Below are 26,069 nucleotides of genomic sequence, written 5' to 3'. Positions count from 1 at the left end.
GCCGCACCTGTTCCTTAGTCAATTTGTGGAAGACCATAGGCTAACGATTTGGGGGACGATATCGAGCAACCAATTTGGACCATTCCTCTGCAACCGATTGTGGGGAGAATTCCTGTAGCACCGCTTTCTGACTTTGCGATAAGTATTCATTACGGCGAACTGGACACTCGAGTTCGAAAAGTGCCGCCTCAAGCTCATCTCGCGTAGTATATAGATAGTTGGAGAGATTAAGAGATCCGAGCAATCGCGAGTAAGAAGGCGTTTTGCTGGCGACTACTGGAACGCCGCGGTTGATTGCTAAAACTGCCTTATTTTCCGATTTGATATAGGTCGAGATCTGAAAATCGTTTGGTGTATGGCTTAGCACACACACGTCGAACATAGGCAACATTTTGGAGAACGACTCGGCCCGATACTCATGGAGAATGGCGTCGCTTGGTCCTGAAAAATCGGCAGTGTTTGTGATTATGTGGTAACGGATACGCCTGATAGAATGGTAGTGTTCGAGCAATGGTGAGTACTCACGCATTGATTTTTCGAAAGATTCCCTGAAGCCGAACCACATCACGTCCAACGGCTTCTTTGCTACGTGCTTCTTAACGAACGAGCGGTCAAAGCAGAAATCGATTGGGTCCGCCATGACGACGACATCGGTCTGAGTGAAGCACGCCATTACGTCGCGCATCTCGACCGTCGGAACCACGAACACATTAACAATCTTATAAAACTTCCGCATCTGGATAGGAACGCGCGGATAAAAATCCGATATGAGGGCAATGATAGGAACCGCTAGATTTTTCTTTTTGAAGGCGAGAACTTCTCCTTCGCGACCCTCAAGCGAGTCCAGATGATTCAAGAGGATGCAGTCCGCTTTGGTGTCCGGTCCCTCAAAGGCTGCAAAGCTCATCCGACCGGCAAGATGGCGCTTGAAGGCTCCAATCTTGAGCCTGGTAATGGTCTCTTCCGGCCCATACATAGAAATGATTGCGATGTCAGCATGACGCTCAGGAGACGATGTCTGTACCCTTGCTATTGCTTCCCCTGGGGCTTGATCGCATTCCGGTAATGCTGCAATACGCTGTTCAATGCCAACCAGAATTGAATTATCGGACTCGCCAAAATCCAGATATGCCTTCTCCATAAAGCTGGCATATCGCAACAGATTCATTTTGTACAAGTCATCGGACTGTACGATCTTGCGCTTTATGAAATCGAAATTTATTTTGATTGTTTCACGGAAGTGTTGCCTCTGCAGTTCAATCTTGCCGGTTTCATTTAAATCCTGCAGGAGGATGTCGAGGATCTTAATATAGTCAAGGATGCTTTTCTCGTTGATCAAATTGGTGATCGATCCAGACCTTTGGACATAATGATAGCGAACATCACCAACATACGCGATCAAAGATGACCTGGCTAATATTCTCGGTACGGTCGCCAAGTCCTCATAATAGAGCTTGTTCGGAAACCAGACGTTTTCATCCCAGAATAGCCCGCGACGGTATAGTTTGTTCCAAAAGGCGAAGCGCGTGATGGAGAAAATATTGCTGGTGTCGCGGATCTCCATTGGATCTCGCCTAGGAGCATAAATGCTCAGTTCAGCGCCCTGCTCATCGACCTCAGCATATCCGCATTCTACGACGTCGGCGCCGGTTTTGACCGCGCACGCGTATAGATCCTCGACCATCTTCGGGTGGATATAGTCATCGCTATCTACACCCATAACATATGGAGCTTTGGCCGCCCGTATGCCAGTGTTTCGTGCGCCTCCAAGACCAAGATTTTGCTCGTGCCGGATAAGCCTCACACGAGCGTCGCGCCTCGCGAAATCCTCAACGATTTTCCAGCTTTCATCCGGGCTTTTGTCATCAATGCAGAGAACTTCAAAGTCGGAGAACGACTGATGTAAGATCGACGTCAGACATCTATCCAAATATTTTTCTGTCTTGAATATCGGAACAACAATGGAGACTTTGGGAACTGCGGCAACGCTCGCTCGAATTGAACTAGTCACGATGTGTTGTGTCATATTAGTTTATGAACTCCAGACCGCCCTTCACGTGCCCCGTAAAGCACGAAATGCAAAAGCGGGTTCATTCCTGAAGCGGCCACGTCCGGATAATCCGATAGATATTTTAAGGTATTGAAATAGCATGTTGGGTCTCGACCTTCCTGAGCTCCGTACGCAAGATAGTGAGCGGCAGGGCTCATCCCGGATATCGCAACATCAGGGTACCGCGCCACATACCATCCGTTGCGGAAAAACGTCCGCGATAGCAACTGCGTATGATAGGCCTTACGACCAATCCACGGCCAGCGCTTTTTGTCCGGCAACCGCTCGATCATCTCTCGAAGCACATTATTCAGTTGCGCTTTCAGTGAATAGTCTTCTGAGGATGATCGATAGCCATCAAGAACTTCGCGCTCGCTGCCCAAATCCAATGATTTGATCCAATCACGCAAAATCGATTGTCTATGGCTAAGATCGGCAACTTCCCTCGATAAACTTTCGATTTCTGTATAGTCCATCCATCGCCGCATCTCACTGCGATAACCATTCCGAATTGGAGAATAATATAACGCGAGCGCTGTCGACAGCGTGACGCCGAAATCGAGCTTGAAGGTTGACGAGTCGAAATTGTGAAGCGTTTCTGACCGCCAAATATAGCTTTGGTTGCGCTCCTCCGCGTAGTGGGTGTGCCAACCCTTCGTAAGCTCTTCGTCCGACCACCGCTTAGCTCGCTCGCCAGAAATCTTCTTTGCAGCGTGAATCTGTGACCGGATCGGTATGTGCTTCATCCAAAAATTTAACGGGAAGTCTACTGCGCCTTCAAACTCGGCGATATGCCCAGCACTCTTTGCAAGGCTTATCCTTTTCTTTGGTTGCAGCCATGCTCTACCTTGTACGAAGTAACTTGGATGATCTGGCAGCTCGAAATAACGGAAATGGGTCCTATATTCGCCAACGGGTGGCGTACCGTCTTCGACAGGACGAAAATTGAGGACAGTAAAATTGATTCTATTCGCACCGTAGCGCTCGGCGCAGTCTAACGCCTGTGCAAGATTCAGTCCTTCAAATGGACTGCGACGAAACTCGTCCGCATCTGCGTTGATTATCCACCGGCCCTGGAACCCCGCTGCGAGCTCTTCTTTTGCTGCGATCAAATCTGTAAGTGACGTCTTTGACGTCGGTTTGGCTGGAAAGCGTTGAACCTTTAGTAACCGATGAGGAAACTTAGCCTGGAGTCCCTCAACAATTTCGTAAGATCCGTCGCTCGACCAGTTGTCGAGGACAATGACATCGCATTCTTGATCTAACAGATCCCTAAGGGCTTCCTCAATAACGTCTCGTTCGTTGTAAACAGCTAAAATCGCGATTGGGCGCCGCCCGCTCTTAGTGTTCACCGACTTCTTCGAGGCGTCTGTTATCCGCTTATTGTACAGTCCTGCCAGAATTCCATCGACGCTATAGATAGGAGGGACCATCAGCCCGGACGTAATTGGGGGAAGCGACACATCACGATCGAACGCAGCCAGCGCCTCTTGCCGCAAGAATGGGTTGGAAATGTTTTCCTTCGCCGATCCTAGCCTCAGGATCGTCGCACCGCCCTCATAAAAATCCCACATCCATTTTGGTGTGACTTTTCTGCCGACAGGTGCATTACCAGCGATCTGAACCACCAGGGTGGAGCCATTATCTCCTCTAGAAAGCTCAACTTCATCACCAAGATCCGGCTCAACTGCAAAGGTCGTTGGAATAGAAAAATTGGGGAAAGCAGAACTATTGATATGATCGCAAAATACTACTAGTCTCTCTGATGAGAATGATTTTATCAGACCGCCGACAATTTGCTCTATAGCTCTGATATTCTTATCTTCAAATATCGTCATAGACATATTACTATGCTCAATTCTTCTCAAACTTGCCTCGGCCAGAATACTTCGGTATTTCGCCATTCAGGTAACAATTTGATCCAGCCTTCAACCGGCTGACGTTGCTAGCTGACCTGCTAAAATTTCCGACATCGAGTATCCACGTCGATCCGCTGAGCAAAAAACACGCTTTGCGTTCAATTTTTCAACGGCGGCTCTACTTAACCCAAAGTCGCCAGATATCGCAATCCACCACTTTCAAGAAAAATGTGCAGCTGTATAAAAGCCACGCCGACACATCGGCGATATTGCTAATTGATGGTGGACCGACCAAACGGATGAGCGGCAGGGACGACGCTGTTAAGACGGTTTCTCAACTCGGGCTTAGAATATCAACCTATTTAAGGATCCTGCGATCATGGTGGGCTGCAAAGAGCCTCATGGCGAAGTGCGTATCGCCTCGATGATAGCGATATAGACAGCCAATCGGGCGATCAGCAGTCAGCACAGTGCCCGCGGCGGCGTGATGTCGCGATGGAGGCTGGATCAACAATGTAGCTCTCGATTCTTTCGCGCTCGAGAACTCGATGAATCCAGAGCTTTCGGATCGTATCGATCCAGGAGGCCGGCCTCGATGGGTAACTGGTTTTCAAACCGGGTCTTCACATCCTACGACGACATCGTCGATCGTTGCTGAACTGCTTGGAACAAGCTCGTCGACCAACCCTGGAAGATCATGTCAATCGGAATGTGGGACTGGGCACATCGGTTCTGACCAACGCCGACTGGTATTAGAGGATTGATAATGAGCAAAAGCACGGCATATTCTGCCGCGCATCAACGTATCAACTTTGGAGTATAAGATGCCCGCCCGCCCCCCGACTAAGCGCAGCCCAATGCGTCTTGCGTTCCAACAAAAGATAAATGTTATGAATGCGGTAATGCTTCGAGATATGAGGGCGAGATTCTTCAATCACGGCGCCGGTTTCTTGGTGCAGTCGCTGTGGCCTCTTGTTCATATGCTGGTCATCATGATCTTGAACACGATCGCCGGCAGATCCGCACCCTATGGCGATAACCCAATGCTGTTCTTCGCAACCGGAGTGTTGCCGGTTTTGACGTTCATCTACGTCTCGCGGTTCATGTCATTGTCATTGCTCATGAACCAGCCGATGCTATCTTTTCCAGTGGTAAAGATCACAGATGTTTTGTTCGCAAGAGCAATTCTTGAGGTGCTGGCTGGGTGCATTACACTTGCAATGATGGCCGGAATCTTTATCGCTCTGCGCGTAGCCCCCTATCCAATCGATCCGCCGCAGGCGGTATTGGCCTATCTGGCGACAATCTTACTTGCGGTCGGCGTAGGCACTCTCGCTGGCGTTATTACTATGTTCCTTCCTATTTTTGCGACCGCTTTCGCCCTATTGGGCTTGGTCTTCTATCTTTCATCGGGCGCTCTCTTCGTCACGTCGGCATTTCCAGACCCTATAGCGATACCGATGTCGTACAATCCGTTGGTACAATCTGTCGAGTGGATGCGAACCGCCTATTTTGAAACCTACAGCGATAGGCTCGTAGATAAAGAATATCTGGTCGGTTTTGGAATGATTTCTCTTCTTTGCGGCCTACTCTTGGAAAGAGTGGCTAGGCGAAGAATGTTGGAGGTTTGACGATCGTCTTCGCCCGCTTACAATCTTCTTCCCGCCAAACTAGGATAGCTATCGTCTCGCTTTTCCATATCGGCATTCTCCGTATCAGAACGCCCTAAATGGTGACTAAATATTCACTTGATGACGAGAGTTCGCCTCGATAGAACCTCCCTCGTAAATTGTGTTGGGAGCATATCAGTGGCATACAGCGAGAAACTCGTCTTCGACATAGGCATGCACATTGGCAAAGATACTCGAAACTATCTTCGGCAAGGTTACAACGTCGTTGCGCTTGAAGCCAGCCCTATAATGGTCGGCCTCGTGGAGACCAATTTTGCGGCGGAATTGGAAACTGGCCAACTGGTAATCGAAAACGTCGGTATTTCGGATCATGTTGGGCAGTTCACCTTCTACATGAACGAATACGAACCTGAGTGGAGTTCCTTCCACCCGAGTCTCGGGCAACGAGGAAGCAAAGTTGGAGGCACCTTTAAGGAGATTCCGATCGAATGCATCACGCTTCGTGAATTGGTCGACAAGCATGGTATCCCATATTTTCTGAAGATCGACATCGAAAGCTTCGATGTGAAGGTCATTAGAACCCTCGCCACACTTCCAGACCGGCCAAGATATATCTCCTCCGAAGAGTGTGGCCTCGTCAGCATGGTGGCACTCTACGAGGCTGGCGTTCGGAAGTTCAAATTCTCCAATCAGGAAGCTCTGCAATCCGACATAAACCCTCTGACCGGCGAGCCATACGGGAATGCCTGTTCAGGACCGTTTGGCGAGGATCTGGCGGGGGATTGGATGGATGAATACGCCGCCTTCAATTACTACACAGGTTTTATTCGTGAAGGCGGCAAAGATCCCAACCATGGTTGGTGGGACATCCACGGGAAATTTGATTGAAGTTGGTGGGAAATGCGTTGGTTGCCAACCGCTGACCTTTGTAATGTCGGGCGCCCTATCGTAAGCGCTGTGCCACTCCCACATTGTGCTGTCCGTCCTGATCTGTGATCGGCGTTCATGGACGAGCAAAGGAAGTTTCTCTATGGAGACTACATTGGAGGTTCTCACAGCCAGGAAGTCTGGGCGTGGGTTTCACCGCCATTGGCCTGACGCAAACAACTGGTTCGGCTGAATGCCGTGCCGACGCGCGACGATGCTCACCGTCGCGTCCGCCTCATAGTCTCGTGGATGATCGCTAGCTTCTCTGCCGTGCTCCAGCGCCGCCGACGTTCCGGCCCGGAGAGGACTTCCATCTTAAAATTGCTACTAGTCATATTACCAACATTACTCCTACCCACCTAACTAAGTGGGGAGCATGTCCGGACCTTTCGGGGGCTAGTTCAGTTCTCATTATGATCGGTTATCCGTAACCGGTGTTCTGCCCCCACATTGCTCGCAACCTCCTGATCTGTGATCGACATTCCATCGATGAAGAACGGGAGCTTCTCCATGGAGACTACAGTGGAGTTTCTCACAACCAGGGACCCTGTACGTGAGGTTCACCGACATTGGCCTGATGAGGTCAAGGCGAAGATCGTTTCGGAGAGTCTGAGGCCTGGCACAAAAGTTATTGAAGTTGCACAGCGCTACGGATTGCGAGCAAACAGCCTCTCCACCTGGCGGACGATGGCACGGCAGGGCAAGCTGATCCTTCCAGCACCGGAGGATGCGATAGAGTTCGCGGCGGTTATCGTCGATCCGCCAGTTTCGGAATTGCCACCTACATTGGTTGGTCGCCCTGAGATCGTCTTGGGGCCCGTTACGGTCCGCCTTGAAGAAGGCGCATCTGCTGCCCGGATCGCCGCTGTCGCGCGTGCCTGCGCGGCTCCGGCATGATCTTTCCATCGAACCGGGTTCGGATCATGGTGGCCACCAAGCCCGTCGACTTCCGCAAGGGCCACGATGGACTGGCGGCCCTGGTCAAGAACGAGCTGCACAAGGACCCGTTCACAGGGACGGTTTTCGTATTCCGGTCACGGAAAGCAGACCGGCTGAAGCTGATCTACTGGGATGGTAGCGGACTGGTGATGGCCTACAAGCGGTTGGAGGAGCACACCTTCACCTGGCCGGGCGTCAGGGACGGCCTGATGACATTGGGCCACGCACAGTTCGAGGCGTTGTTTGCAGGCCTCGACTGGCGTCGTGTCCGTTCCGTGGAGGCGAGACCGCCAGACGCCATCGAATAGATGCGGCACGATGACTCGGGCAGTAAATTCCGACGGCGAAGCGACGTTGGTTTTGATAGACTTTCATCATGTTGGACGCCGTCAATCTTCCGGACGACATTGCTGAGCTGAAGGCGATGCTGATCGCGGCGCAAGCGCGTGAGGTCCGCAAGGATCATCGGATCGAACGGCTTGAGAAGCTGGTCGCCGCTTTCAAGCAGGCCGCCTTCGGTCGTAAGTCCGAGAAGGCCGATCCCGAGCAATTCGATCTCGCATTGGAGGACCTGGAAACGGCCATAGCGGCTATCCATGCCCAAGACGAAGCCGATAGCCCCTCTGGGAAGCCACAGCCTAAACCCCGTGTCGCCAATCGCGGCTCTCTGCCCGCTCATCTTCCTCGTGTTGAGGAGATCATCAAGCCGGAAAGCCTGATCTGCGGTTGCGGCAGAAGCATGCATTGCATTGGTGAAGACGCCTCCGAGCGACTGGATGTTATCCCAGCGCAATTCCGCGTCATCGTCACGCGTCGTCCCAAATATGCTTGCCGTGCTTGCACCGACGGCGTTGCCCAGGTTCCAGCTCCCGCGCGATTGATCCAGGCTGGATTACCGACAGAAGCGACCGTCGCCCATGTGCTGGTCTCAAAATATGCCGATCACCTGCCGCTTTACCGACAGGCTCAGATCATGAGCCGCCAGGGCGTTGATCTCGACCGCTCCACGCTCGCCGACTGGGTCGGCAGGGCTGCATTCGAACTTCGCCCGGTCTTCGACGCTCTGATCACCGACTTGAAGCGATCCACCAAGCTGTTCATGGACGAGACCCGTGCGCCAGTCCTCGATCCTGGTTCCCGCAAAACCAAAACTGGCTACTTCTGGGCGCTGGCCCGTGATGACCGACCATGGCGCGGCGGTGCGCCGCCCGGTGTGGCCTTCACCTACGCACCCGGTCGCGGCGGACTACATGCAGAGCGGATATTGCAAGGATTCACGGGCACCCTTCAGGTCGATGGATACGCCGGATATAATCGGCTGATCGCACCGGATCGAGTTGGCCCGAACATCCAACTTGCCTATTGTTGGGCGCATGCGAGGCGCAAGCTGGTCGAGATCACTCGCACGGGATCGACACCGATTGCAGAGGATGGCGTAAAGCGGATCGGCGAACTCTATCGCATCGAGGCAGAGCTGCGCGGTCTCGACGCCGACGCCCGCTTGGCCGGAAGGCAGGCGCGGTCAGCGCCATTGGCCGCCGACATGCGGACCTGGCTCACGCATCATCGTGCCCGTGTTGCTGGCAAGTCGCCGCTCGGCGAAGCTCTGGCCTATATCGCCAAATACTGGGACGGCCTCTGTCTCTTCCTCGCCGACGGTCGTATCGAGATTGATAACAACTCCGTCGAGCGGACCATCCGGCCTATAGCTCTCAGCCGCAAGAACGCACTCTTCGCCGGGCACGACGTTGGCGCGACATACTGCTCATCTGACGATGTCCTTAAAATAAAAGGGGATTTTGAACCGGATCCTGAGATATCGGACGTCTTGATCGCCTGGCATCTGCTTCGCGGCGAACAGTGTCGTCTTGAAGGTCGGAAAGTTGAATGATCCAAGGCGCTCCAGCACATAGCTGTCGAGCGGGAAGGACGCCGCTGCTTACCATCCGATAAGCCGTAGCTCGACTTACCTTCAGAATGTCGGCGGTCTCGTCGAGGGTTCTCTCGCCGCGTTCAGCCCGTTCGCCTTCCCGATAGACGGGGATGCCGTGGATGTTGCGAAGACTGCAGACGTGGCTTCGTGTCCAGCTGGCGCCATGTCCAGTCCGCTTGCCGGAGCGGTTCAGGATCGCTGCGATTGACAAATCAGGTAACTGCCTTGCCAAGGCGCGCACGAGATCGACAACATCAGCCTTAACTGCCCACCGGGTCTGGCCGATCTTGTTCTTCTTCACTGTCATCCGGGTATGATCTCCACCTTGCCAATGAATGATGATCGCCAATGTGTCGTCGACGATATCGACGACAATTTCCGTGATTAGTAGCCGAATGATCTTTTTGCGCGTCTCAATGGATACGCTGGGGCTGTCCCATGCCTGCCCCAGGTCCCTGCCGAGCTTCATCAGTCTTGCACGGTCATCTGCCGATAGCGCGGGCATGTCGCGGTCGGTCGAGAGCGTCTCAAGCTCGATCTCCAGGTCACGCAATTGGATCAGTTTCTCATTCCAGCGTCTTTCCAACTCGCCCGCGACCAACCGATTGTCGGGATCGACAGCGTCATACTGGCGCCGCGCTCGAGCAGCCTCATATTGTGCTTGCTTGATTGAGTTCTCGAGTTGCTGACGCTTATCGCTATGACGCTGCGTGTGCGCCTCCATTGCCTGCAACGCCGCCTCGATCCCGAGGGGTTGCAGTCGTTCGAGAACTTCCTGCGCGACGGCCCGATCGACGCGCATGCCACCGAACCCGATGCAGTTTGCAGCCGCCATGTCGCCGAATGTGCCGCGACAAACGTATCGCTGCGTGTTGCCGCCTTTCCCAGAATATTGAATATGCAGTCGACGACCGCAGCGACCGCAACGAAATAGTCCAGGCAACAAAGCTTCGCCACGCCTTATCGAACCCCGCCCTATGTAGCTTTTTCCATTCGCATTCTCGGCGATCAGATGCTGATTCCTTTCAAACTCGGCCCAGCTAATATAGCCTTCATGATGGTCGTGGATCAAAACTTCCCAGTCCTTCGAATTACGCCGCAACGTATCACGGATGACCCGTTTGCGCCCATCCTTGATCATCACCCGTGTCCCACGCCGGCCGTAGGCGTACGAGCCAGCGTAGACGGGGTTTGTCAGTATGTGATGAAGGGTATGATAAACCGGAGCTTTCCACTCGATCGGCGGTTTGCCGCGCCCTTGATTGACAGACGGAACCAAGACATTCTCTTGCCTGAACCAGAGCAACACCTGGCGGACGGTCTGCAGTTCGGCGAATTTACGAAAGACGAGCAGAATGCTCTCCTGAACGCGCCGATCAGGATCTTTCTCGACACGGGCATCATCCGTCTTCACATATCCGACGGCAACAGTCAGATGAAGTTCGCCGCGCCGCGCTTTTTGGCGCATGGCCTCGACGGATCGTTGCCGAAACACGGATAACTCCATCTCGCTCATCGTACCCTTCATGCCAAGAAGGAGACGATCGTTAGGCGAGCGCGGATCGTAAATAGCCTCTTCGTCAACGATCAGAGTGCCGACCAGACCACAAAATTCCAGCAACGTATGCCAATCACGGCCATTGCGCGCCAGACGTGAGGCCTCAAGCGATACGACTGCTCCCACCCGACCTTCACATATCGCCGCCAACAGCTTCTCGAATCCTGGGCGGGCGATGCCACCTCCGGATCGTCCAAGGTCATCGTCGACGATCTCGACGGTCTCCCAACCCAACTGTCGAGCACGCTCGACTAAGCCGTACTGCCGTCGTTGGCTTTCCAGGTTATTGGCAACCTGGTAGGCTGTCGACTGCCGGACGTAGACGAAGGCGCTAAGGCTAAGATGGTCGGCGGTAATCTTACTCATTGCCCGCCTCCTTTCCGCCGTCGGCGAACCGCTTGCCGGCCAGCTTTGCCGCCGCTTCCGTCAACAGTAATTGAAGGAGTGTTAAGGCTTCCCGGCGCTGGGTGTCGCTCAGGTCTACCGGCCGGGCTGTCACGAACAGATCCAATTGCATGCGAAATTGCTTTCTCATGGCTTATCCCTTCGGCTTCTTGAACCGAGCGAAAAGGTACGTGAGAATCAATGAATGCGCGCAGTTCAATAAGCTTGGCTGCCGAAAGGCGCGGCTCGGCTACAATCTCGATCGAACTTGCCGCAGGATCAAACATCCATGCGGGGATTTGAAATGAGCCACCATGGGCTTGTCGAATCAGCAGATAATGAACACCTTCGTGCTCATGGCTGCCGGTTACCAATACGGTTTGGTCAACCAGTGGATGGAAGGGATAAGTGACCGTGGACTCGAATGCCAGAAACCCGGCATTATGAACCCGGCTTCGATGCCGGAGCGGAGAACTGGGCAACCATCGCCTCGCTCATTGAGACCTGCAAACTCAATGCCGTCGATCCGCAGGCCTACCTGACCAAGACACTCACCGCCATCGTCAATGGCCACAGGCAGCGCAGCGTCGACGACTTGCTCCCGTGGAATTACCCTTCCCACAATGCCTGATGGAGACCTTGGCTGGACAAGGACGCCATCGTCTGCGGCGCAAAAAAGACCCGCCAAAGGCGGGCCAAATCGCTCGGGGAGTAACCGAGCGGGGGAATTAAAGAGGGCGAACCTCAAACTGGCTAGGAGCTAGTTCTCTTTCCGGCGGCCGCCAATCCAAGCCCGGCGAGGACAAGACCTACGCCTGACGCGAACATCAGCCCCAATGTGTCGCCGAACAGAAACGCGCTCGTACTGATCCCGAACACGGGTTGCAAATACTGAACGCTCGCCGCAACACGGGCCGGGACGACCCTCAGGAGGTAGAGCCACACGATCAGCCCGGCGACGGTAACGATCACGCCGAGGTAAGCGACGGCCGCAAGGGCTTCGGCGGTGATAATGACTGTGTGTTGGGTCATTTCCCAGCCAGCGAGCGGCAGGACGGTCAAGAGTCCCACGAGCATGTTCCATGCGGCGACAGGCATCAGGCCGTATTCCTGCGTCAGTTCTGCGCTCCATATGTAGTAGATTGCGATACCGACGGCGGAGAGAAGCATGAACATCACGCCTGTGACCGTCGTCCTCGACATGTCATCGACACCGGGTCCGCTTCCAACGGCCACAAGGGCAATACCGAGGAACGCAACCAGAAGACCGCCCCACTGGAGCGGTGTCACGGGTTGACGGAAGCGGATTGCTGCCAAGATGACCATGAACAACGGGATTGTCGCCGAGAGGATCGTGGCAAGCGAGGCCGACGTGCCTTGCACGCCGAACGACTGCGCGACGTTGCCCAAAGTGATACCCATGACACCCAGACCGATAATTCCAGGGATTGCCTTTCTTGGGACCCGGAGTTCACGCCTGGCCAGGAACATCATGAGCGGCACAGCGACCATGAACCGCAGCGCCGTGAACGTCATTGGGGGAATACTGCCGAGGCCCAGCTTGGTGATTGGGATAGACAGCCCCCACATCAGTGCCAGCAGAAGCATGGCCCCCAAGCTTTTCGTTGAAAGCGAACTCGCAGAGCCGAGCGGTGCAGACATGCCGACTGTATCGGAGGCGTGGGACATTTTTAACAGCTTTTGTTTGGCGTGTGCGTGAGACTGTGCCATCCATAAGCTGCGCGACACCAGCGCGACAAACCATTTGTTCTCACAGGATGCGTGACGTGGCATCACGCATAAGCCCATGACCGATCATCTTCCCCCGCTTCAGACATTGCGAGCCTTCGAGGCGACCGGCCGACGGCTAAGCATGACCCTTGCGGCCCAAGAGCTTCATCTCACCCACGGAGCGGTTAGCCGACAGATAAAGGCGCTCGAAGACCATCTGGGCATACCGCTCTTCCGTCGCCTGACGCGACGGATTGAACTGACGGATGCGGGTCACTCGTATTTCAGCACCGTGACGCGTCTTCTGTCGGAACTGCAGCGGGAATCCGAGGCATTGCGCCGCCAGGGCGATGTCTCCCGCCTCGTCGTAAACTGCAGCGTCTCGTTTGCCAGCAAATGGCTGACGCCCCGGCTGCATCGCCTGATGGCCGATATGCCTGATCTCGATGTTCATCTCGAAGTCACGGATGCAGCCGTCGACTTTGCTACCGGGCATGTCGATGTCGCCTTGCGTTATGGTGACGGACGCTACCCGCACGCGGCGGCGGAGCGCATCATGAACGAGACGGTCTCCCCCGTATGCTCCCCGGAGTATCGCGAGAAGATGGGCGAAATTGGCGTCCCGCGCGACTTGTTCAAATGCCAACTCATTCACGAGATCGGGATGAACACGACCTGGGAGCGGTGGTTCGCGATGATGAAGCTGCCGTATCCCGGCACGCGCGGACCGGGATACAGTCACGGGAGCATGTCCATTGACGCTGCCATTCGAGGGGCGGGCGTCGCCCTCGGACGTAGCGTCCTTGTTGCGGAAGACCTTGCTGCCGAAAAGCTGGTATTACCATTCCCCGAGGCAGCGCTTGAAGTCGAGTGGGGTTACGATCTGCTCTACCGCGTCGGCAATCAGGACCACCCAAAGGTCCGCGCGTTTCGGAACTGGATGCTGCAAGAGGTACGAGAATTCATGCGCACCGCGCAGACCTGACTGACCGAAAACCTCAGTAGGTGGTCTGGCAGCACCGCTTACGGTTATCCACCGGTTCGAATCCGGTCAAACAAGCAAATCAGAGAGACTGCAGCGAATTGATTCACCCCGCTCAAATTGCCTCAAAACGAGAGTGCCGCGCACGCCGCGTTGCCAGTACGCGGAAGATCAGCGCCGCCGCTACAAACCCGAAACTCCAAAGGGATTTTGTACAAAGTCAAGCTGAGTTCGTATAGAAATCAACGCTGCAATAAGGTGGGGGAACCTTTCTTTTCCTGCGTAGATAGAGACAAACATGGCCTAACTTTCCGCATATAGCGGATCTAGGCCAATTTCTTTGAGTGCATCATCGATCGCTGAAGTTGAGAAGAAATCGCGATCTTCAAAACTACTCAAGTAATCATCCTCTGACCACAACAAATATTTGGGAAGGTGTTCTCCAGGTCCTCGATATTCCGCGAGTTTTTGGCGGTCATTGATGTCGACTCGTGTCTTCAACTTCTCTTTTGCGCTTCGTTGCAAGTCACGGAAAGGCTTATTGTGAAATTCAAAAAACACGAGGTTTGTGGAGGCAATGCGTTCGGGTATCGAGCACGAATGTAAGCCAACACATAGATTTTCGATGCGTCCTGATCCGAATATAAGCTTGGGGCTAATCGCATTCAGATTGAAAAAGCGACCCGAAGCTTTAACGTCGTTTCTTAACCGCTCCAGAATTTTGTACCCGGTATTGGGCTGGAATTTTGCTATCTCTGATAGCAACTCGTCTCGAGTGCATGAATAAACCGGCCTATCGGGATCGACCTTCACTCCAATGAACTCATCGCAATCCAAGGTGATGAATGCATCGTATTTTTGCGCGAGATCGGTTGCGATCTTGCCGATTATCGCCCCCTTCGATGAAAAATCTTCCGGGCGGTCATACTCATAAATGATATTGCAACCGTCATTCCCAATTCGAGATAGAATTTCACGAGTCTCCGGCGACGACCCGTTGTCTATGATGTAGATGTTCTCGCGTCCGACCAAGGCGCCATAGTAGGCTGCAAAATGCCCAAGCAGTAAATGCTCGTCTTTTTGCATCGTTATAACACAAGCCTTCATTTCTTACCCTTAACGTTGGTGTGCACTTTTCGGCACGATCAGAACGTCCACCTTGTCGCAAGAATGGCTTCACATCGCTTTAGGTTTGGACGCGCTGCAATGCAACCACGGCGCCAGTTGTTTAGCTGCTCGGATGATGCGCTCGATATCTGCTTGGCGGAAGGCTGCTCGTGTCATCCTTACGTTCGCCTCTTGCTGAAAAACTAGATGCGCTGGACAGGGCCGAGTTTGTGAAATGAGTCGATCTGCTCTTTAGTTGCTGTGCCTGGCGCCAAGAAGCATGCTATTTTCCCCGCCGCAACGATCTTAGCTACAGCATCGAAAGCACGCTCGTAGGTTTCATAGTGTTGAGAGCCCTCGATCGCTTTTGGGATAGCATTCCAGGAAGTGGTCTCGATCGTGATCGTCCACACGCTCGTGCCAGGCGAAAAATATTAATACGAAATAAAGGGATGGCTATCCGCAATTGCCGGAGGAGAGCTGTCGACTGTTCTAACGCTGGCGGAGGCCCGCCTCCATCATCAAAATCCCTTATCTGCGACACAGCAACTCACTCAAGGCACCTGCACCCCAGTCGCCGTCGTGAAGGCGCGATACAACGATCTCGTCGCAGCGATAAATAGCTGGTTTCGCCGCGGGCCGCCGAAGGTAAGATTGGCGACTGTCTGGGGTATCTTGATCTTGCCGATCAAGGTGCCGTCAGGGGCAAAGCAGTGGACGCCGTCGCCGGCGCTGGTCCAGATATTGCCGTCGATATCGGCCCGGAAACCGTCCGGTATGCCGGTGTCGATGTTGCAGAAGACACGGCTGTTCGTGGCCTTCTTTCCATCGACGACATCGAAGACGCGGATGTGGCGCGGGGCGCTGATGTCGTGGCTTGCGGCGGAGTCGGCCACATAAAGCTTCGTTTCGTCGGGAGAGAATGCCAGGCCGTTCGGCTGGCGGAAATCGTCGATGACGACCTCGAGTTCGCCCCTTGACGGATTGAGCCTGTAGACATTGCGGGTCGCCTGCTCAGGCTCCGCCTTGTAGCCTTCATAATTCGAGAGAATGCCATAGGTCGGATCGGTGAACCAGATGGATCCGTCGGAACGAACGATCACATCGTTCGGCGAATTCAGGCGCTTGCCCTTATAGCTGTCGGCAAGCACCGTGATCGAGCCGTCAATTTCCGTGCGCGTGACCCGACGGCCGCCGTGCTCGCAGGAAATCAACCGCCCCTGTCGGTCGCGCGTGTTGCCGTTGGCGAAATTCGAGGGTGCGCGGAAGATCGAGACGCCGCCGCCCGGCACCCAGCGGAGCATGCGCTCATTGGGAATGTCGCTCCAGATCAGGCATCCGGTATCGGCGAACCAGACAGGTCCCTCTGCCCAGCGGCAATCCGAATAAAGCTCCTCCAGCCCAGCGCTTGGAACCACGAGGTTCCGGAAGCGGGTATCGTAGATTTCATAGAGGGGTGCGGCGTCGTTTGGCATTTGATTGTCCTAAAAACTGCTGGGAGAACAGTGTCAGCGCCCGCCGACGGGGCGCCCGCCTGCAACGAGAATGACGGCGATGATGATCAGGCCGGTCAGGATGAGCCTCGGCCCGGCGCCGAAGCCATAGGTGTTCAGCATCGAGACGACCAGGAACATGAACAACGACGCGCCCCAAATGCCCGGCACGTTCGAATCGCCGCCGGCCACCGCCGTTCCGCCGATAATGACGACGGCGATCGACATCAGCAGATATTCGGCGCCCATGTTGAGGGCGGCGCCGCCGGAAAAGCTCGCGAGCAGATAGCCGCAGATCGACGCCAGGATGGCGCAGAGCACATAGGTCGCAAGCCGCGTTCCGTCGACGGGAATGCCCGCCATGCGCGCCGCGAACATGCTCTGGCCGATTGCCGATATCCAGCGACCGTAGATCGTCCGCTCCAGCAGCACCCAGGCGAGCACGGAGAGCAAAAGAGCAACGATCGCGACATTCGGAATACCTAGGAAACCGGACGTGGTGAAATCGGCCAGTTGATCCGGCGGCTTGATGCGCAGGCCGCGATTGCTCCAGATTGCCGTCGACTGGATGATGAAGCTCACAGACAGTGTCGCAATGATAGGCGGGATACGCAAAAGCTTGATCAGGGCATAGTTGCCGATACCGATACCGAGGCCGATGAGGATCGACACCAGCAGGCCGGGCACGATCATGCCGTCCTCGACATTCATGAGCTTGAGCGCGATCGTGCCGGCAAGCGTCATCGTGGCGGGCACCGACAGATCGATATTGCCCGGACCGAGCGTGATGACGAACATCTGCCCGATGCCGACGATCACGGAAAAGGCAGCAAAGGTCAGCGCTGCCTGCGAGAGGCCGACGGAGCTCGCCCCACCCGTGAAGAGCACGGTGATGAACCAGACGATGATGGTGGCAAAGAAGGACCAGATCCAGGGCTTCCGGCTGAGCGCGCGAAAAGCGATCATGATTGTTTCTCCCGCTTTTCGACACGATTGAGCAAGAGCCGTAGCGCCAGCACGATGATCAGGATGGCGCCCTGGGCACCGATTTGCCAGTCCGGCGAGATGCGCAGAAATGACAGGAACGAGCCCGCCAAAGTCAGGGTCAAAGCTCCGATCACAGCACCTATCGGCGAAACGCGGCCACCGATGAACTCCCCGCCTCCGAGGATAACGCCGGCGATCGACAGGAGCGTGTAACGCAGCGCGATGTTTGCATCCGCCGAGGTCGTAAGCCCGACCAGCGCAATGCCTGATAGCACGGCGAAGAGACCGGCAAGCCCGTAGGCTGCCGCGCGCAAAGTGACGACGGACCAGCCGGCCCGCTCAAGCGAACGTTGATTGCCGCCGATGCCGCGGATCAGCACGCCGAAGGACGAGCGCATGACGATCAGGTGAGAGATGAGCGCGATCACGACACTTGCAACGATCGCCATGGGAACGAGCGGCGGCTTCGAGATCATCAGCCAGCGTGCCCAGTCGGGCGCGGTGCCGCCCGGCGCGGGGAGCAGCAACACCGCAAAGCCGCCCCAGACGAAGCTCATGCCGAGTGTGACGACGATCGACGGCAAGTCCCTGATATAGATGATCACGCCCATGGCAGCATAGACGGCGATTGCAAAGACGAGGATCAGGATGCCCAGCAATGGTGCCGATTGCAGATAGGTTGCAGCCACGCAAGCCGTGAAGCTGACGAATGTTCCCATCGACAGATCGAGATCGTTGACCGACATGATCATCATCTGGGCAATCGTCGCGAGCGCAATCGGCACGGCGAGATTGAAAAGCAGATTAAGCCCGATATAGCTCATGGCCCGCGGCTGGAGATAGAAGACCGCGATGAGCAAGACGGCCAGCGACAGGGCCGGGATAAGCAGGCGCAAGGTGCCGGATGACGGACGGATCATGCGCCCTCCCCGGCAAAGGAAGCTGCCAGCACGTTTTCCTCCGTGATTTCCTCTCCCGCGAGCTCCGCAACAATGGCGCCGTCTCGAAAGACATAGGCGCGGTCGCAGAGGCGAATTTCGTCCATTTCGGTCGAATACCAGATGAAGGTCCGCCCAGCGGCGGCCTCGTCGTTCAGTATCCGATAGACCTCCTGCTTGGTGCCGATGTCCACACCGCGCATCGGATCATCCATCAGCACGATCGGCGATGTCGTCGCAAGCGCGCGGGCGAACAGAACCTTTTGTTGATTGCCTCCGGACAATGACAGGATACCGTTCGCCATCGTCGGTGTGCGAATTTCGATGCGTCCCTTCCACTCGGCTCCGAGGCTTTCCTCCCGCTCTTTGTTGACGAGCGACATCTTCGAGAGATCGCCGAGCGATGCGATGCTCAGGTTCTTCAGGATGCTCCATAGCGGGAAGGTTCCATTCAGGCTGCGATCGCCGGCGACGAAGATAATATTCTCCCGCCTGCCCGGCAGCCAGTTGCTCGACAAGGATCGATGGAGATCGAGGAGCATGTCGGTTTGTCCATGACCGGCAAGACCGGCAAGACCGATGACCTCCCCTTTGCGGGCTTCGAAGGCAAGGCCCTTGCCCCTGCGCGAAGGCAAGGCGAGGATGGGAGCCGTAATGGCACGTTCTTCATTCCCGTGCTTGCGGTCCTGCTCCTTGACGACGCTGCCCATCGCCTGGACAAGGCTTCGGACGCTAAAGTCCTGCGCAGCGCGATCCGCGACGACCCGGCCGTCCTTCATCACCAGAATGCGGCTCGCCGTCGAAAGAATCTCGCCAAGAATATGCGAGATCAGCATCACCGCGCCGCCTGCCTGTACGAACCGACGCACATAGGTCATCAATTGCGCCGCCAGACCGGCATCGAGCGATGATGTCGGCTCATCCAGAATGACGAGCTTCGGTCTCTCGTTGACCGTACAAAAAGTGATCGCAATTTCCACCATCTGCCGTTCGGCGATGGAAAGCTCACCGACGCCGCGCATGACATCGATCTTATGGCCGGCAAAAATCTCATCGAGCTTGGCGCGCACGATCGTTGCCGCTTGCCGGCGCCAGTTCCAGCCGGAAAGGCCGTGGTGAACGACCCGCATATTCTCGACGACGGTCAGATTAGGGGCGAGAGAAAGCTCCTGAAAAACACAGCGGATGCCATGCGCCCGCGCAGCATTGATGCCGTGCACCTTACCTTCGCCGTCGTAGGCAACCGTTCCCTCGTGTGGGCTAAGACCACCGTTGATGACGTTGACAATCGTCGATTTACCGGCGCCGTTGTGTCCGACAAGGCCGATACATTCGCCGGCATGAATGGTCAGATCGGCACCATCGAGCGCCCTGACCGCGCCGAAATGCACCTTGATGCCCCTCGCCGAGACGACGGCTTGCCGCTCGGCATCGTTATTCGTCGCACTATTGTCTTTGACTGCAATCATGGATTGTCCGGCCGGGCGTTGCATTTAACCGGCGCCGCCTCCATCGGCGGCACCGGCCTCTATTTGCTTGCTGATATCGATTACTTCGCCGCGGCGATGACCTTCTTGGTGTCATCGAGCGTGTATTCGACATTGGCGACACCGCCCGCCTGCGTGGTGGCCAGACTGGTTTCGAGATTGTCCTGATCAATGCGCAGGAACGGCACCACCAGATCCTTCTTCACCTGCTGACCGTCGAGGATCTGCTGCGCCACCCAGAAGGCAAGCGTGGAAACACCGGGCGCGATGGAGACCGACATGGTCTCGTAGCTGCTGGCGTCCTTCTCCTTCTTCCACCAGGCAAGCTCGTCCTGGCGGTTACCCATGACGATCGTCGGCATGGGCCGTTTGGCCGCCGCGAATGCCTGCGCCGCGCCATAGCCGTCGCCGCCCTGCGTCACGACCGCGGCAATATCGGGAAGGCTCGGCAGGATGCCGGCGACGGCGCGTTGCGCGACGTCCTGCGCCCAGTCGCCATGCACCGAACCGACGATCTTGAACTGCGGATATTTAGCGGCAGCCGCGTGGATACCCGCCGAAATCTCGTCATCGACGGAGACGCCGGCAAGCCCGCGGATTTCGAGCACATTGCCGCCCTTCGGCATCTTCTTGGCGAGGTATTCGACCTGGCTGGCGCCCATGCCCTTGAAGTCGACGGCAATGCGCCAGGCACAGGGTTCGGTCACGATGCCATCGAAGGAAACGACGACGATCTTAGCATCGCACGCTTCCTTGATCGCGCCGTTCAGCGCGGTTGGCGACGCGGCGTCGATGACGATCGCGTCATAGCCCTGCAGGATCATGTTCTGGATCTGCGCGGCCTGTTCGGTTGCCTGATTTTCCGCCGTCGTAAACGGATCGGCGGCAGCCACCACGCCGGCTTTCACGGCTTCGCCCGTGACCTTCTGCCAGCTGGTCAGCATGGCCTGGCGCCAGGAATTGCCGGCATAATTGTTCGACAACGCAATCTTCTTGGATGCTGTATCAGCAAAGGCGGAACCCGGCACGGCAACGCAGGCGATGACGGCGGATGTCAGTAGCATCTTGGCAATATTCATATTTTCCTCCCAATGAGCCCGTATTTCAATTTCCAGGCCAAGATTTTCGAACGCGCTCCTCAACGAACGATCGAAAATATTATTTGCACTGAAGGTTCCCCTGTCAGTACAAACAGGATGTCCGAGATTGTTTCGATTGTACAGGCGCTTAAGGTGTGGGGCCTTGCGGGATCCCGCAGAAAAAATGCGCAAGCCCGCAGGACGAACGGTTCGGATCGGCGCTTAATAGCGTCGGAAATCCGTATGCTGCGATCGACCGGAGGAGAAGTGGTCGACGCATTGCCTGGGAGGGCCTGTCTTGCGCAATCTGGCGCCGCAATCGGTCTTCGACCACTATCTCAACATATCACGGCTACTCGCTGGCCAGCTTGACTTTCATTCCGTCATCCAGGCGGTTGCTGTCGAAATCAGTCATGTGATCCCGCATGATCATCTCGACGTCTGCATCATGCTGGTGGACGAGCAATTTCACACGGCATACGAGAGCGGGCTGGAAACCGATTGGGGCCGACGGTTTCCGGCGCCGGTCAGCAACAGCCCCATCCGCACGCTTCTCTGGGGCGAGAGCGATTATCTGCTGACCGACGACGCCTGGAGCGACCCACAGTTTCATTTCCAGGGCGCCTTTTCGCACCCGATCTTCCACCAGTCGCTGCACAGCCGCCTGCATGTTCCCCTGAAAGTGCAGGGTCATGTCATCGGCGCGCTTTCCTGCTCAAGCCACCGGACCGGATTCTACACCATGCAGGATATCGAAAGCGCCCGCATCATTGCCGATCTCTTGGCGCCGCACTTCTTCGCCATCCGTGCCGCCGACCAGGCTAAACGCTCGGCAATCGTGGAGGCCGAGGCCCGCGCCCGCGAGGAGGGCCTTCGCCTCGGCGCCCTGAAACTGACCGAGGCACTGGAGGCCGAACGACAACGCATCGGCATGGACCTGCACGACCAGATCCTGGCCGACCTGACCCGCCTCGCCCGGCGGCTGGAGAGGCTTGCCCGCCAGCCCGATGTCACCGGCGAAGCGCTTGAACCGCTGTTTCGCGGTTTGCAGCACAGTATGCACGATCTTCGCCAGATCATCGAGGAGGCCAAGCCCTCGGTTCTTCAGCTGTTCGGTTTTGCGCAGGCGGTGGAAAACCATCTCGAACGATCGATCCAGGAGAGCGGAGCCACCTTGGCATGGACGCTGAAAGACGAGACCGGCGGTGCCATCGACTGCCTCGAACAATCGGTTTCCATTGCCCTCTTCCGTATCGCGCAGGAGGCCATCAACAACGCTATACGCCATGCCCAGGCTGAGAGCATCGAGGTCTACCTGAAGGCAGCGGAGGGCGCGGTGACGATCGACGTCATGGATGACGGGCTTGGACTTGGAAATGCCCGCAGGCCGTCGGGTGGCGGCATCGAAAACATGCGGACCCGAGCACGCCTGATCTCCGCGCGCTTCGCAATCAGGCCGGTCGGCGCATCCGGAGGAACAGTGGTCAGCGTCACCCTGCCCGCCAAGGCGCAACCGCTGGGAGGAGCCGCGGCATGAAGGTGCTGATCATCGAGGACGATCCGCTTCATCGCTCCTATCTCAACGAAGCGATCCGCGCCGCCCTTCCCGAATGCGATGGCGTGCTGGAAGCCGAAAACGGCAATACCGGCGAACGACTGGCGCGGGATTGCAAATCCGCCCATATCGTCATGGATCTGCAGATGAGCCAGCGCAACGGCATCGAGGCGGCGCGCACCATATGGAAGGAGCGGCCGGAGACGCGCATCCTCTTCTGGTCGAACTATTCGGACGAAGCCTATGTTCGCGGCGTCTCGCGTATCGTGCCGGTCGGCGCCGTCTATGGCTATGTTTTGAAATCGGCCTCCGACGACCGGCTGAAGCTGGCGCTCCGCAGCATCTTCATCGAGAGCCAGTGCGTGATCGACCGCGAAGTGCGTGGCATGCAGCAAAGAAGCCTCGGAAACGTCAACGGTTTCACCGAGGCCGAATATGAGATCCTGGTCGACATCGCACTCGGATTGACTGATCGCGCCATCGCCCACAGACGCAACCTCTCCGTCCGCAGTGTTCAAAACCGATTGCAGCAGCTCTACGTCAAGCTCGGCGTCTATCAGCCGCTCGGCAACCAGGACGATGATGGTCGTTTCAACCTCAGAGCCCGCGCCGTGGCCGTGGCGTTCCTTAGAAAGCTGCTCAATCACAGCGCTCTGGAGCGGGCGGAAACCGACCTCACCGCCTGGCTCGCCCGCCAGCCTCACGATTGAAAGACAGAATTTGCCACCGACCTCGATCGCGCTTGACGCCATACCCACCGAATGATTGTCTATTGCTAGCAATAGACAATTAATCCAGCCATACGGAATTTCTCATGTCCGCCGTTTCGCCTATCATCCTGCTCAATCCTATCGACGATGTCGCTGTTGCCCGCGCGATGATCCGCGCCGGCAGCGCCACCGGCATTGACGGCCTGATCACCGTCGACCAGATCCCACGCGGCCACAAGGTGGCAGTCCGCGACATCCAGACAGGTCAGGAAATCCGCAAATTTGGCCAGCCGATCGGTGTCGCAACGCAATTCATTCCGGCTGGCGGCCATGTTCATCTGCAGAACCTGGCGGTGATCGAATCCGAACACCCCTATCAGTTCAGCGTCGACATCGAAGAGATGGGCATGCTGCCGCAAGAGGACTGTCGGACCTTCATGGGCTTCGATCGCGGAGCCGGTGGCGTCGGTACGCGCAATTTTATCGGCATCATCACCACGGTGAATTGCTCTGCGACCGTCTCGAAATACATCGCCGAGCATTTCAATCGCACCGGGGGCCTCGATGGCTTCGACAATGTCGATGGCGTCGTGGCGCTTACCCACGGCGGCGGTTGCGCCATCAACACCCAGTCGGAGGGCTATCGCTATCTGGCCCGTACTCTACAGGGCTATGCCCGCCATCCGAATTTCGGCGGCATCCTGATGATCGGCCTTGGCTGCGAAACCAACCAGATCGCGCCCATTCTCGAGCACTACAAGCTCGAAGAAGGAAACCGGCTGCGCACCATGACGATCCAGGATCTCGGCGGAACCCGCAAGACGATCGCGGCCGCGTCGGAAATGATCAAAGACATGCTGCCGGAGGTGAACTCAGCCAAACGGACCGTTCAGCCCCTTTCAGGGATCAAGCTAGCCTTGGAATGCGGCGGCTCCGATGGCTATTCGGGAATTTCGGCCAACCCGGCGCTCGGCTATGCTTCCGATCTTCTCGTGCGCAATGGCGGTACATCGGTTCTGGCGGAAACGCCGGAGATTTATGGCGCGGAACATCTGCTGACGCGCAGAGCGGTCACGCCGGCGGTTGCGGAAAAACTGCTCTCCAGGATTGATTGGTGGCGCGACTATACCCGCCGCAACGGCGCGGAACTTAACAACAATCCCTCTTATGGCAACAAGCTCGGCGGATTGACGACCATTCTGGAGAAGTCGCTCGGCGCGGTCGCCAAGGGCGGCTCCATGCCGCTGAAGGCCGTCTACGAATATTCGCAGATCGTCGACGAACCCGGTTTCGTTTTCATGGATACGCCCGGCTACGATCCTGTCGCCGTCACCGGCCAGGTTGCAGGCGGCTGCAATGTGATCTGCTTTACCACCGGCCGCGGATCGGTTTCCGGGTTCAAGCCGGCACCCTGCGTCAAGATCGCCACGAACACCGAGATGTACAACCATATGCGCGAGGATATGGACATCAATTGCGGTGACATCGTCAGCGGCGACGATACGATCGAGGCGGCCGGCGAACGGATCTTCGAGGAAATCATCGCCGTCGCCTCGGGCAAGAAGACGCTGAGCGAGACCTTCGACTATGGTGACAATGAATTCGTTCCCTGGCAGGTCGGCGCCATCACCTGACGCTGTCCCAAATCAGGTGATGAAGCTGTATTCATCCGGCTGGTAGTGCTCGCGGATATAGGCGGCACGCGCCTGCACATTGGGCTGCGAATTGCTGATGTGATCGCGCATGGCTTTCCGCAGCCCTTCCTCGTCGCGCTTTTGCACCATCTTGAACACGCCGATGTGCTCGGCAAGGAAGGGCTCGTATTCCGGCATCTTGATGCGACTGCCGACGACGTGCTTGCTCAGCGTCAGGATGCAATGGGTCCGCTTCAGGATGCTAAGGAACTCCTTGTTCGGGCAAGCCTGAAGGCTGCGCAGATGAAGGTCGAGCTCCAGTTCGTACATGGTGGAGGCCGAGACATCGGGATATTGCGCAAGCGCCTGCGACAGGCGCGCAAGCATCGAATCGACGTGTTTCTCCGATAGACCACCGAGGGCGCTAGCGAGCGCCACCGGCTCGATCTGCTCGCGCACCTCGTATAGGTCGCGGATGCGCTGACTGTCGAGCGGGACGATCGACCAGCGGAAATTATCGTCCTTCTCCGTGATGCCGAGCGTCTCGAGCTTTAACAGCACATCGCGCGCCACTCCGCGCCCAACGCCGAAATGCCGCGCCAATTCATTTTCATTGATACGATAACGACCGAAGAAGGAGCGATAGACGACGATGTGTTCGACATCTTCGTAGAGCGCCTGCCAGGCAAACGCGGGCCTGCCGCTCTCCTCGTCAAACAACTTGCCAAGGCAGTCATCGAGCTTGACCCGTTTCGGCGTCGTTCCCGGCGCCCCGACGATAAAGCCGCGGCCATCGAACCGGGCGATCAACCCATCCTCCAGCAGCAACTGCAGCGCTTGGCGTACCGGCGCGCGGCTGCTGCCGGCCAGCCCTGCAAGCGCGGCCTCGGTCAGCACAAGCCCATCCGGCACGACCCCCGTGAGGATCTGGGTCTTCAATCGCCCGTGAAGCTCCTCATAGAGCCTGGCCTTGCGCAGACCGCCGCTCTCCAAATGCGATACGCTCATCTCGTTCCATGTTTCATCGAAGCAGGCCAGCACCTTCGCTGTCCACATTGCATATTCAAAAAGGGAACGGCAATCCA

The 26,069-nt window shown here is 56.3% G+C and carries 21 protein-coding genes and 4 pseudogenes; 11 read left to right on the top strand and 14 right to left on the bottom strand.

The window, feature by feature from the left end; translation table 11 throughout:
- Positions 1-40: 40 nt before the first annotated feature.
- Both CCGE531_RS21895 and CCGE531_RS21890 read right to left on the bottom strand, forming a co-directional pair.
- Entirely contained in the window at positions 41-2,026 is a 1,986-nt protein-coding gene (locus tag CCGE531_RS21895) for a glycosyltransferase family 2 protein (RefSeq protein ID WP_120667736.1), read from the bottom strand.
- Positions 2,023-3,894: a glycosyltransferase gene (locus tag CCGE531_RS21890; RefSeq protein WP_162943978.1), complete on the bottom strand. Its 1,872-nt coding sequence runs from the start codon at positions 3,892-3,894 to the stop codon at positions 2,023-2,025. Before CCGE531_RS21890 ends, CCGE531_RS21895 begins: the two co-directional genes overlap by 4 nt.
- A gap of 619 nt (positions 3,895-4,513) precedes the next feature.
- Here CCGE531_RS21890 and CCGE531_RS34855 point away from each other — a divergent pair.
- The 3 genes and pseudogenes from CCGE531_RS34855 to CCGE531_RS21880 form a co-directional block, all read left to right on the top strand.
- A pseudogene (locus tag CCGE531_RS34855) lies at positions 4,514-4,645 on the top strand (IS630 family transposase); the annotation flags it as partial.
- Positions 4,646-4,733: 88 nt separating this feature from the next.
- Positions 4,734-5,540 carry a capsular biosynthesis protein gene (locus CCGE531_RS34355; RefSeq protein WP_245459352.1) on the top strand — a complete coding sequence of 269 codons (807 nt, stop codon included), beginning with the start codon at positions 4,734-4,736 and terminating at the stop codon, positions 5,538-5,540.
- 177 nt (positions 5,541-5,717) lie between these two features.
- Positions 5,718-6,428: an FkbM family methyltransferase gene (locus tag CCGE531_RS21880; protein WP_162943977.1), complete on the top strand. Its 711-nt coding sequence runs from the start codon at positions 5,718-5,720 to the stop codon at positions 6,426-6,428.
- Between the two features lie 210 nt (positions 6,429-6,638).
- Here CCGE531_RS21880 and CCGE531_RS21875 read toward each other — a convergent pair.
- Positions 6,639-6,802: pseudogene (locus tag CCGE531_RS21875) on the bottom strand (transposase); the annotation flags it as partial.
- Between the two features lie 175 nt (positions 6,803-6,977).
- Here CCGE531_RS21875 and CCGE531_RS34350 point away from each other — a divergent pair.
- The 3 genes from CCGE531_RS34350 (at position 6,978) to CCGE531_RS21865 (ending at position 9,297) form a co-directional block, all read left to right on the top strand.
- Positions 6,978-7,364 (top strand): transposase, encoded by a 387-nt coding sequence (locus CCGE531_RS34350; RefSeq protein WP_245459351.1) that lies wholly within the window; start codon positions 6,978-6,980, stop codon positions 7,362-7,364.
- On the top strand, positions 7,361-7,714 hold the full coding sequence (gene tnpB, locus CCGE531_RS34345) for an IS66 family insertion sequence element accessory protein TnpB (RefSeq protein ID WP_162943976.1): 354 nt from the start codon (positions 7,361-7,363) through the stop codon (positions 7,712-7,714). Before CCGE531_RS34350 ends, tnpB begins: the two co-directional genes overlap by 4 nt.
- A gap of 68 nt (positions 7,715-7,782) precedes the next feature.
- The gene (locus tag CCGE531_RS21865; protein WP_120667730.1) at positions 7,783-9,297 is read left to right on the top strand and encodes an IS66 family transposase; all 1,515 of its coding nucleotides are present in this window, start codon (positions 7,783-7,785) and stop codon (positions 9,295-9,297) included.
- Here the strand turns inward: CCGE531_RS21865 and CCGE531_RS21860 are convergent.
- The 3 genes and pseudogenes from CCGE531_RS21860 to CCGE531_RS34845 all read right to left on the bottom strand — a co-directional run.
- Positions 9,188-11,263: a recombinase family protein gene (locus CCGE531_RS21860; RefSeq protein ID WP_120667728.1), complete on the bottom strand. Its 2,076-nt coding sequence runs from the start codon at positions 11,261-11,263 to the stop codon at positions 9,188-9,190. The genes CCGE531_RS21865 and CCGE531_RS21860 overlap by 110 nt on opposite strands.
- Positions 11,256-11,432: a hypothetical protein gene (locus CCGE531_RS34850; RefSeq protein WP_240535395.1), complete on the bottom strand. Its 177-nt coding sequence runs from the start codon at positions 11,430-11,432 to the stop codon at positions 11,256-11,258. Before CCGE531_RS34850 ends, CCGE531_RS21860 begins: the two co-directional genes overlap by 8 nt.
- Positions 11,433-11,535: 103 nt before the next feature.
- Positions 11,536-11,655: pseudogene (locus CCGE531_RS34845) on the bottom strand (hypothetical protein); the annotation flags it as partial.
- Between the two features lie 77 nt (positions 11,656-11,732).
- Between CCGE531_RS34845 and CCGE531_RS21850 the strand changes: the two are divergent.
- A pseudogene (locus CCGE531_RS21850) lies at positions 11,733-11,912 on the top strand (transposase domain-containing protein); the annotation flags it as partial.
- 122 nt (positions 11,913-12,034) lie between these two features.
- On the opposite strand, the gene CCGE531_RS21845 reads toward CCGE531_RS21850, so the two are convergent.
- Complete coding sequence (locus CCGE531_RS21845) at positions 12,035-12,889, bottom strand: EamA family transporter (RefSeq protein WP_120669300.1); 855 nt, start codon at positions 12,887-12,889, stop codon at positions 12,035-12,037.
- A 199-nt stretch (positions 12,890-13,088) separates the two neighbouring features.
- On the opposite strand from CCGE531_RS21845, the gene gcvA reads away from it, so the two are divergent.
- Positions 13,089-13,997 (top strand): transcriptional regulator GcvA, encoded by a 909-nt coding sequence (gene gcvA / locus CCGE531_RS21840; RefSeq protein WP_120667726.1) that lies wholly within the window; start codon positions 13,089-13,091, stop codon positions 13,995-13,997.
- A gap of 300 nt (positions 13,998-14,297) precedes the next feature.
- On the opposite strand, the gene CCGE531_RS21835 is transcribed toward gcvA, so the two are convergent.
- From CCGE531_RS21835 to CCGE531_RS21810, 6 genes are all read right to left on the bottom strand, one after another.
- A complete protein-coding gene (locus CCGE531_RS21835; protein ID WP_162943975.1) occupies positions 14,298-15,080 on the bottom strand; it encodes a glycosyltransferase family 2 protein in 783 nt (260 codons plus the stop codon).
- 575 nt (positions 15,081-15,655) lie between these two features.
- Positions 15,656-16,576 (bottom strand): SMP-30/gluconolactonase/LRE family protein, encoded by a 921-nt coding sequence (locus tag CCGE531_RS21830; RefSeq protein ID WP_120667723.1) that lies wholly within the window; start codon positions 16,574-16,576, stop codon positions 15,656-15,658.
- 33 nt (positions 16,577-16,609) lie between these two features.
- A complete protein-coding gene (locus CCGE531_RS21825; RefSeq protein WP_120667721.1) occupies positions 16,610-17,560 on the bottom strand; it encodes an ABC transporter permease in 951 nt (316 codons plus the stop codon).
- Positions 17,557-18,501 (bottom strand): ABC transporter permease, encoded by a 945-nt coding sequence (locus tag CCGE531_RS21820; RefSeq protein WP_120667719.1) that lies wholly within the window; start codon positions 18,499-18,501, stop codon positions 17,557-17,559. Before CCGE531_RS21820 ends, CCGE531_RS21825 begins: the two co-directional genes overlap by 4 nt.
- Entirely contained in the window at positions 18,498-19,988 is a 1,491-nt protein-coding gene (locus tag CCGE531_RS21815; protein WP_120669298.1) for a sugar ABC transporter ATP-binding protein, read from the bottom strand. Before CCGE531_RS21815 ends, CCGE531_RS21820 begins: the two co-directional genes overlap by 4 nt.
- A gap of 80 nt (positions 19,989-20,068) precedes the next feature.
- A complete protein-coding gene (locus tag CCGE531_RS21810) occupies positions 20,069-21,085 on the bottom strand; it encodes an ABC transporter substrate-binding protein (protein ID WP_120667717.1) in 1,017 nt (338 codons plus the stop codon).
- Positions 21,086-21,383: 298 nt separating this feature from the next.
- Between CCGE531_RS21810 and CCGE531_RS21805 the strand changes: the two genes are divergently transcribed.
- From CCGE531_RS21805 to CCGE531_RS21795, 3 genes are all read left to right on the top strand, one after another.
- A complete protein-coding gene (locus tag CCGE531_RS21805) occupies positions 21,384-22,622 on the top strand; it encodes a sensor histidine kinase (RefSeq protein ID WP_120667715.1) in 1,239 nt (412 codons plus the stop codon).
- Positions 22,619-23,350 (top strand): response regulator transcription factor, encoded by a 732-nt coding sequence (locus CCGE531_RS21800; RefSeq protein ID WP_120667713.1) that lies wholly within the window; start codon positions 22,619-22,621, stop codon positions 23,348-23,350. The genes CCGE531_RS21805 and CCGE531_RS21800 overlap by 4 nt, the downstream gene beginning before the upstream one ends.
- Before the next feature lie 104 nt (positions 23,351-23,454).
- Positions 23,455-24,984 carry an altronate dehydratase family protein gene (locus CCGE531_RS21795; protein WP_120667711.1) on the top strand — a complete coding sequence of 510 codons (1,530 nt, stop codon included), beginning with the start codon at positions 23,455-23,457 and terminating at the stop codon, positions 24,982-24,984.
- A 12-nt stretch (positions 24,985-24,996) separates the two neighbouring features.
- Here the strand turns inward: CCGE531_RS21795 and CCGE531_RS21790 are convergent, their stop codons facing one another.
- Entirely contained in the window at positions 24,997-26,040 is a 1,044-nt protein-coding gene (locus CCGE531_RS21790) for a GntR family transcriptional regulator (RefSeq protein WP_245459350.1), read from the bottom strand.
- Positions 26,041-26,069 lie beyond the last annotated feature (29 nt).

The organism is Rhizobium sp. CCGE531, from assembly GCF_003627795.1.
In the GTDB taxonomy this organism is placed as follows: domain Bacteria; phylum Pseudomonadota; class Alphaproteobacteria; order Rhizobiales; family Rhizobiaceae; genus Rhizobium.
This window is presented reverse-complemented; position numbering and strand designations above follow the sequence as displayed.

Coding starts and splice junctions, on each gene's coding strand:
- CCGE531_RS21895 (WP_120667736.1), bottom strand. CDS start 2,026: ATGACACAACACATCGTGACTAGTTCAATTCGAGCGAGCGTTGCCGCA.
- CCGE531_RS21890 (WP_162943978.1), bottom strand. CDS start 3,894: ATGTCTATGACGATATTTGAAGATAAGAATATCAGAGCTATAGAGCAA.
- CCGE531_RS34355 (WP_245459352.1), top strand. CDS start 4,734: ATGCCCGCCCGCCCCCCGACTAAGCGCAGCCCAATGCGTCTTGCGTTC.
- CCGE531_RS34350 (WP_245459351.1), top strand. CDS start 6,978: ATGGAGACTACAGTGGAGTTTCTCACAACCAGGGACCCTGTACGTGAG.
- tnpB (WP_162943976.1), top strand. CDS start 7,361: ATGATCTTTCCATCGAACCGGGTTCGGATCATGGTGGCCACCAAGCCC.
- CCGE531_RS21865 (WP_120667730.1), top strand. CDS start 7,783: ATGTTGGACGCCGTCAATCTTCCGGACGACATTGCTGAGCTGAAGGCG.
- CCGE531_RS21860 (WP_120667728.1), bottom strand. CDS start 11,263: ATGAGTAAGATTACCGCCGACCATCTTAGCCTTAGCGCCTTCGTCTAC.
- CCGE531_RS34850 (WP_240535395.1), bottom strand. CDS start 11,432: ATGAGAAAGCAATTTCGCATGCAATTGGATCTGTTCGTGACAGCCCGG.
- CCGE531_RS21845 (WP_120669300.1), bottom strand. CDS start 12,889: ATGCTTCTGCTGGCACTGATGTGGGGGCTGTCTATCCCAATCACCAAG.
- gcvA (WP_120667726.1), top strand. CDS start 13,089: ATGACCGATCATCTTCCCCCGCTTCAGACATTGCGAGCCTTCGAGGCG.
- CCGE531_RS21835 (WP_162943975.1), bottom strand. CDS start 15,080: ATGCAAAAAGACGAGCATTTACTGCTTGGGCATTTTGCAGCCTACTAT.
- CCGE531_RS21830 (WP_120667723.1), bottom strand. CDS start 16,576: ATGCCAAACGACGCCGCACCCCTCTATGAAATCTACGATACCCGCTTC.
- CCGE531_RS21825 (WP_120667721.1), bottom strand. CDS start 17,560: ATGATCGCTTTTCGCGCGCTCAGCCGGAAGCCCTGGATCTGGTCCTTC.
- CCGE531_RS21820 (WP_120667719.1), bottom strand. CDS start 18,501: ATGATCCGTCCGTCATCCGGCACCTTGCGCCTGCTTATCCCGGCCCTG.
- CCGE531_RS21815 (WP_120669298.1), bottom strand. CDS start 19,988: ATGATTGCAGTCAAAGACAATAGTGCGACGAATAACGATGCCGAGCGG.
- CCGE531_RS21810 (WP_120667717.1), bottom strand. CDS start 21,085: ATGAATATTGCCAAGATGCTACTGACATCCGCCGTCATCGCCTGCGTT.
- CCGE531_RS21800 (WP_120667713.1), top strand. CDS start 22,619: ATGAAGGTGCTGATCATCGAGGACGATCCGCTTCATCGCTCCTATCTC.
- CCGE531_RS21795 (WP_120667711.1), top strand. CDS start 23,455: ATGTCCGCCGTTTCGCCTATCATCCTGCTCAATCCTATCGACGATGTC.
- CCGE531_RS21790 (WP_245459350.1), bottom strand. CDS start 26,040: ATGTGGACAGCGAAGGTGCTGGCCTGCTTCGATGAAACATGGAACGAG.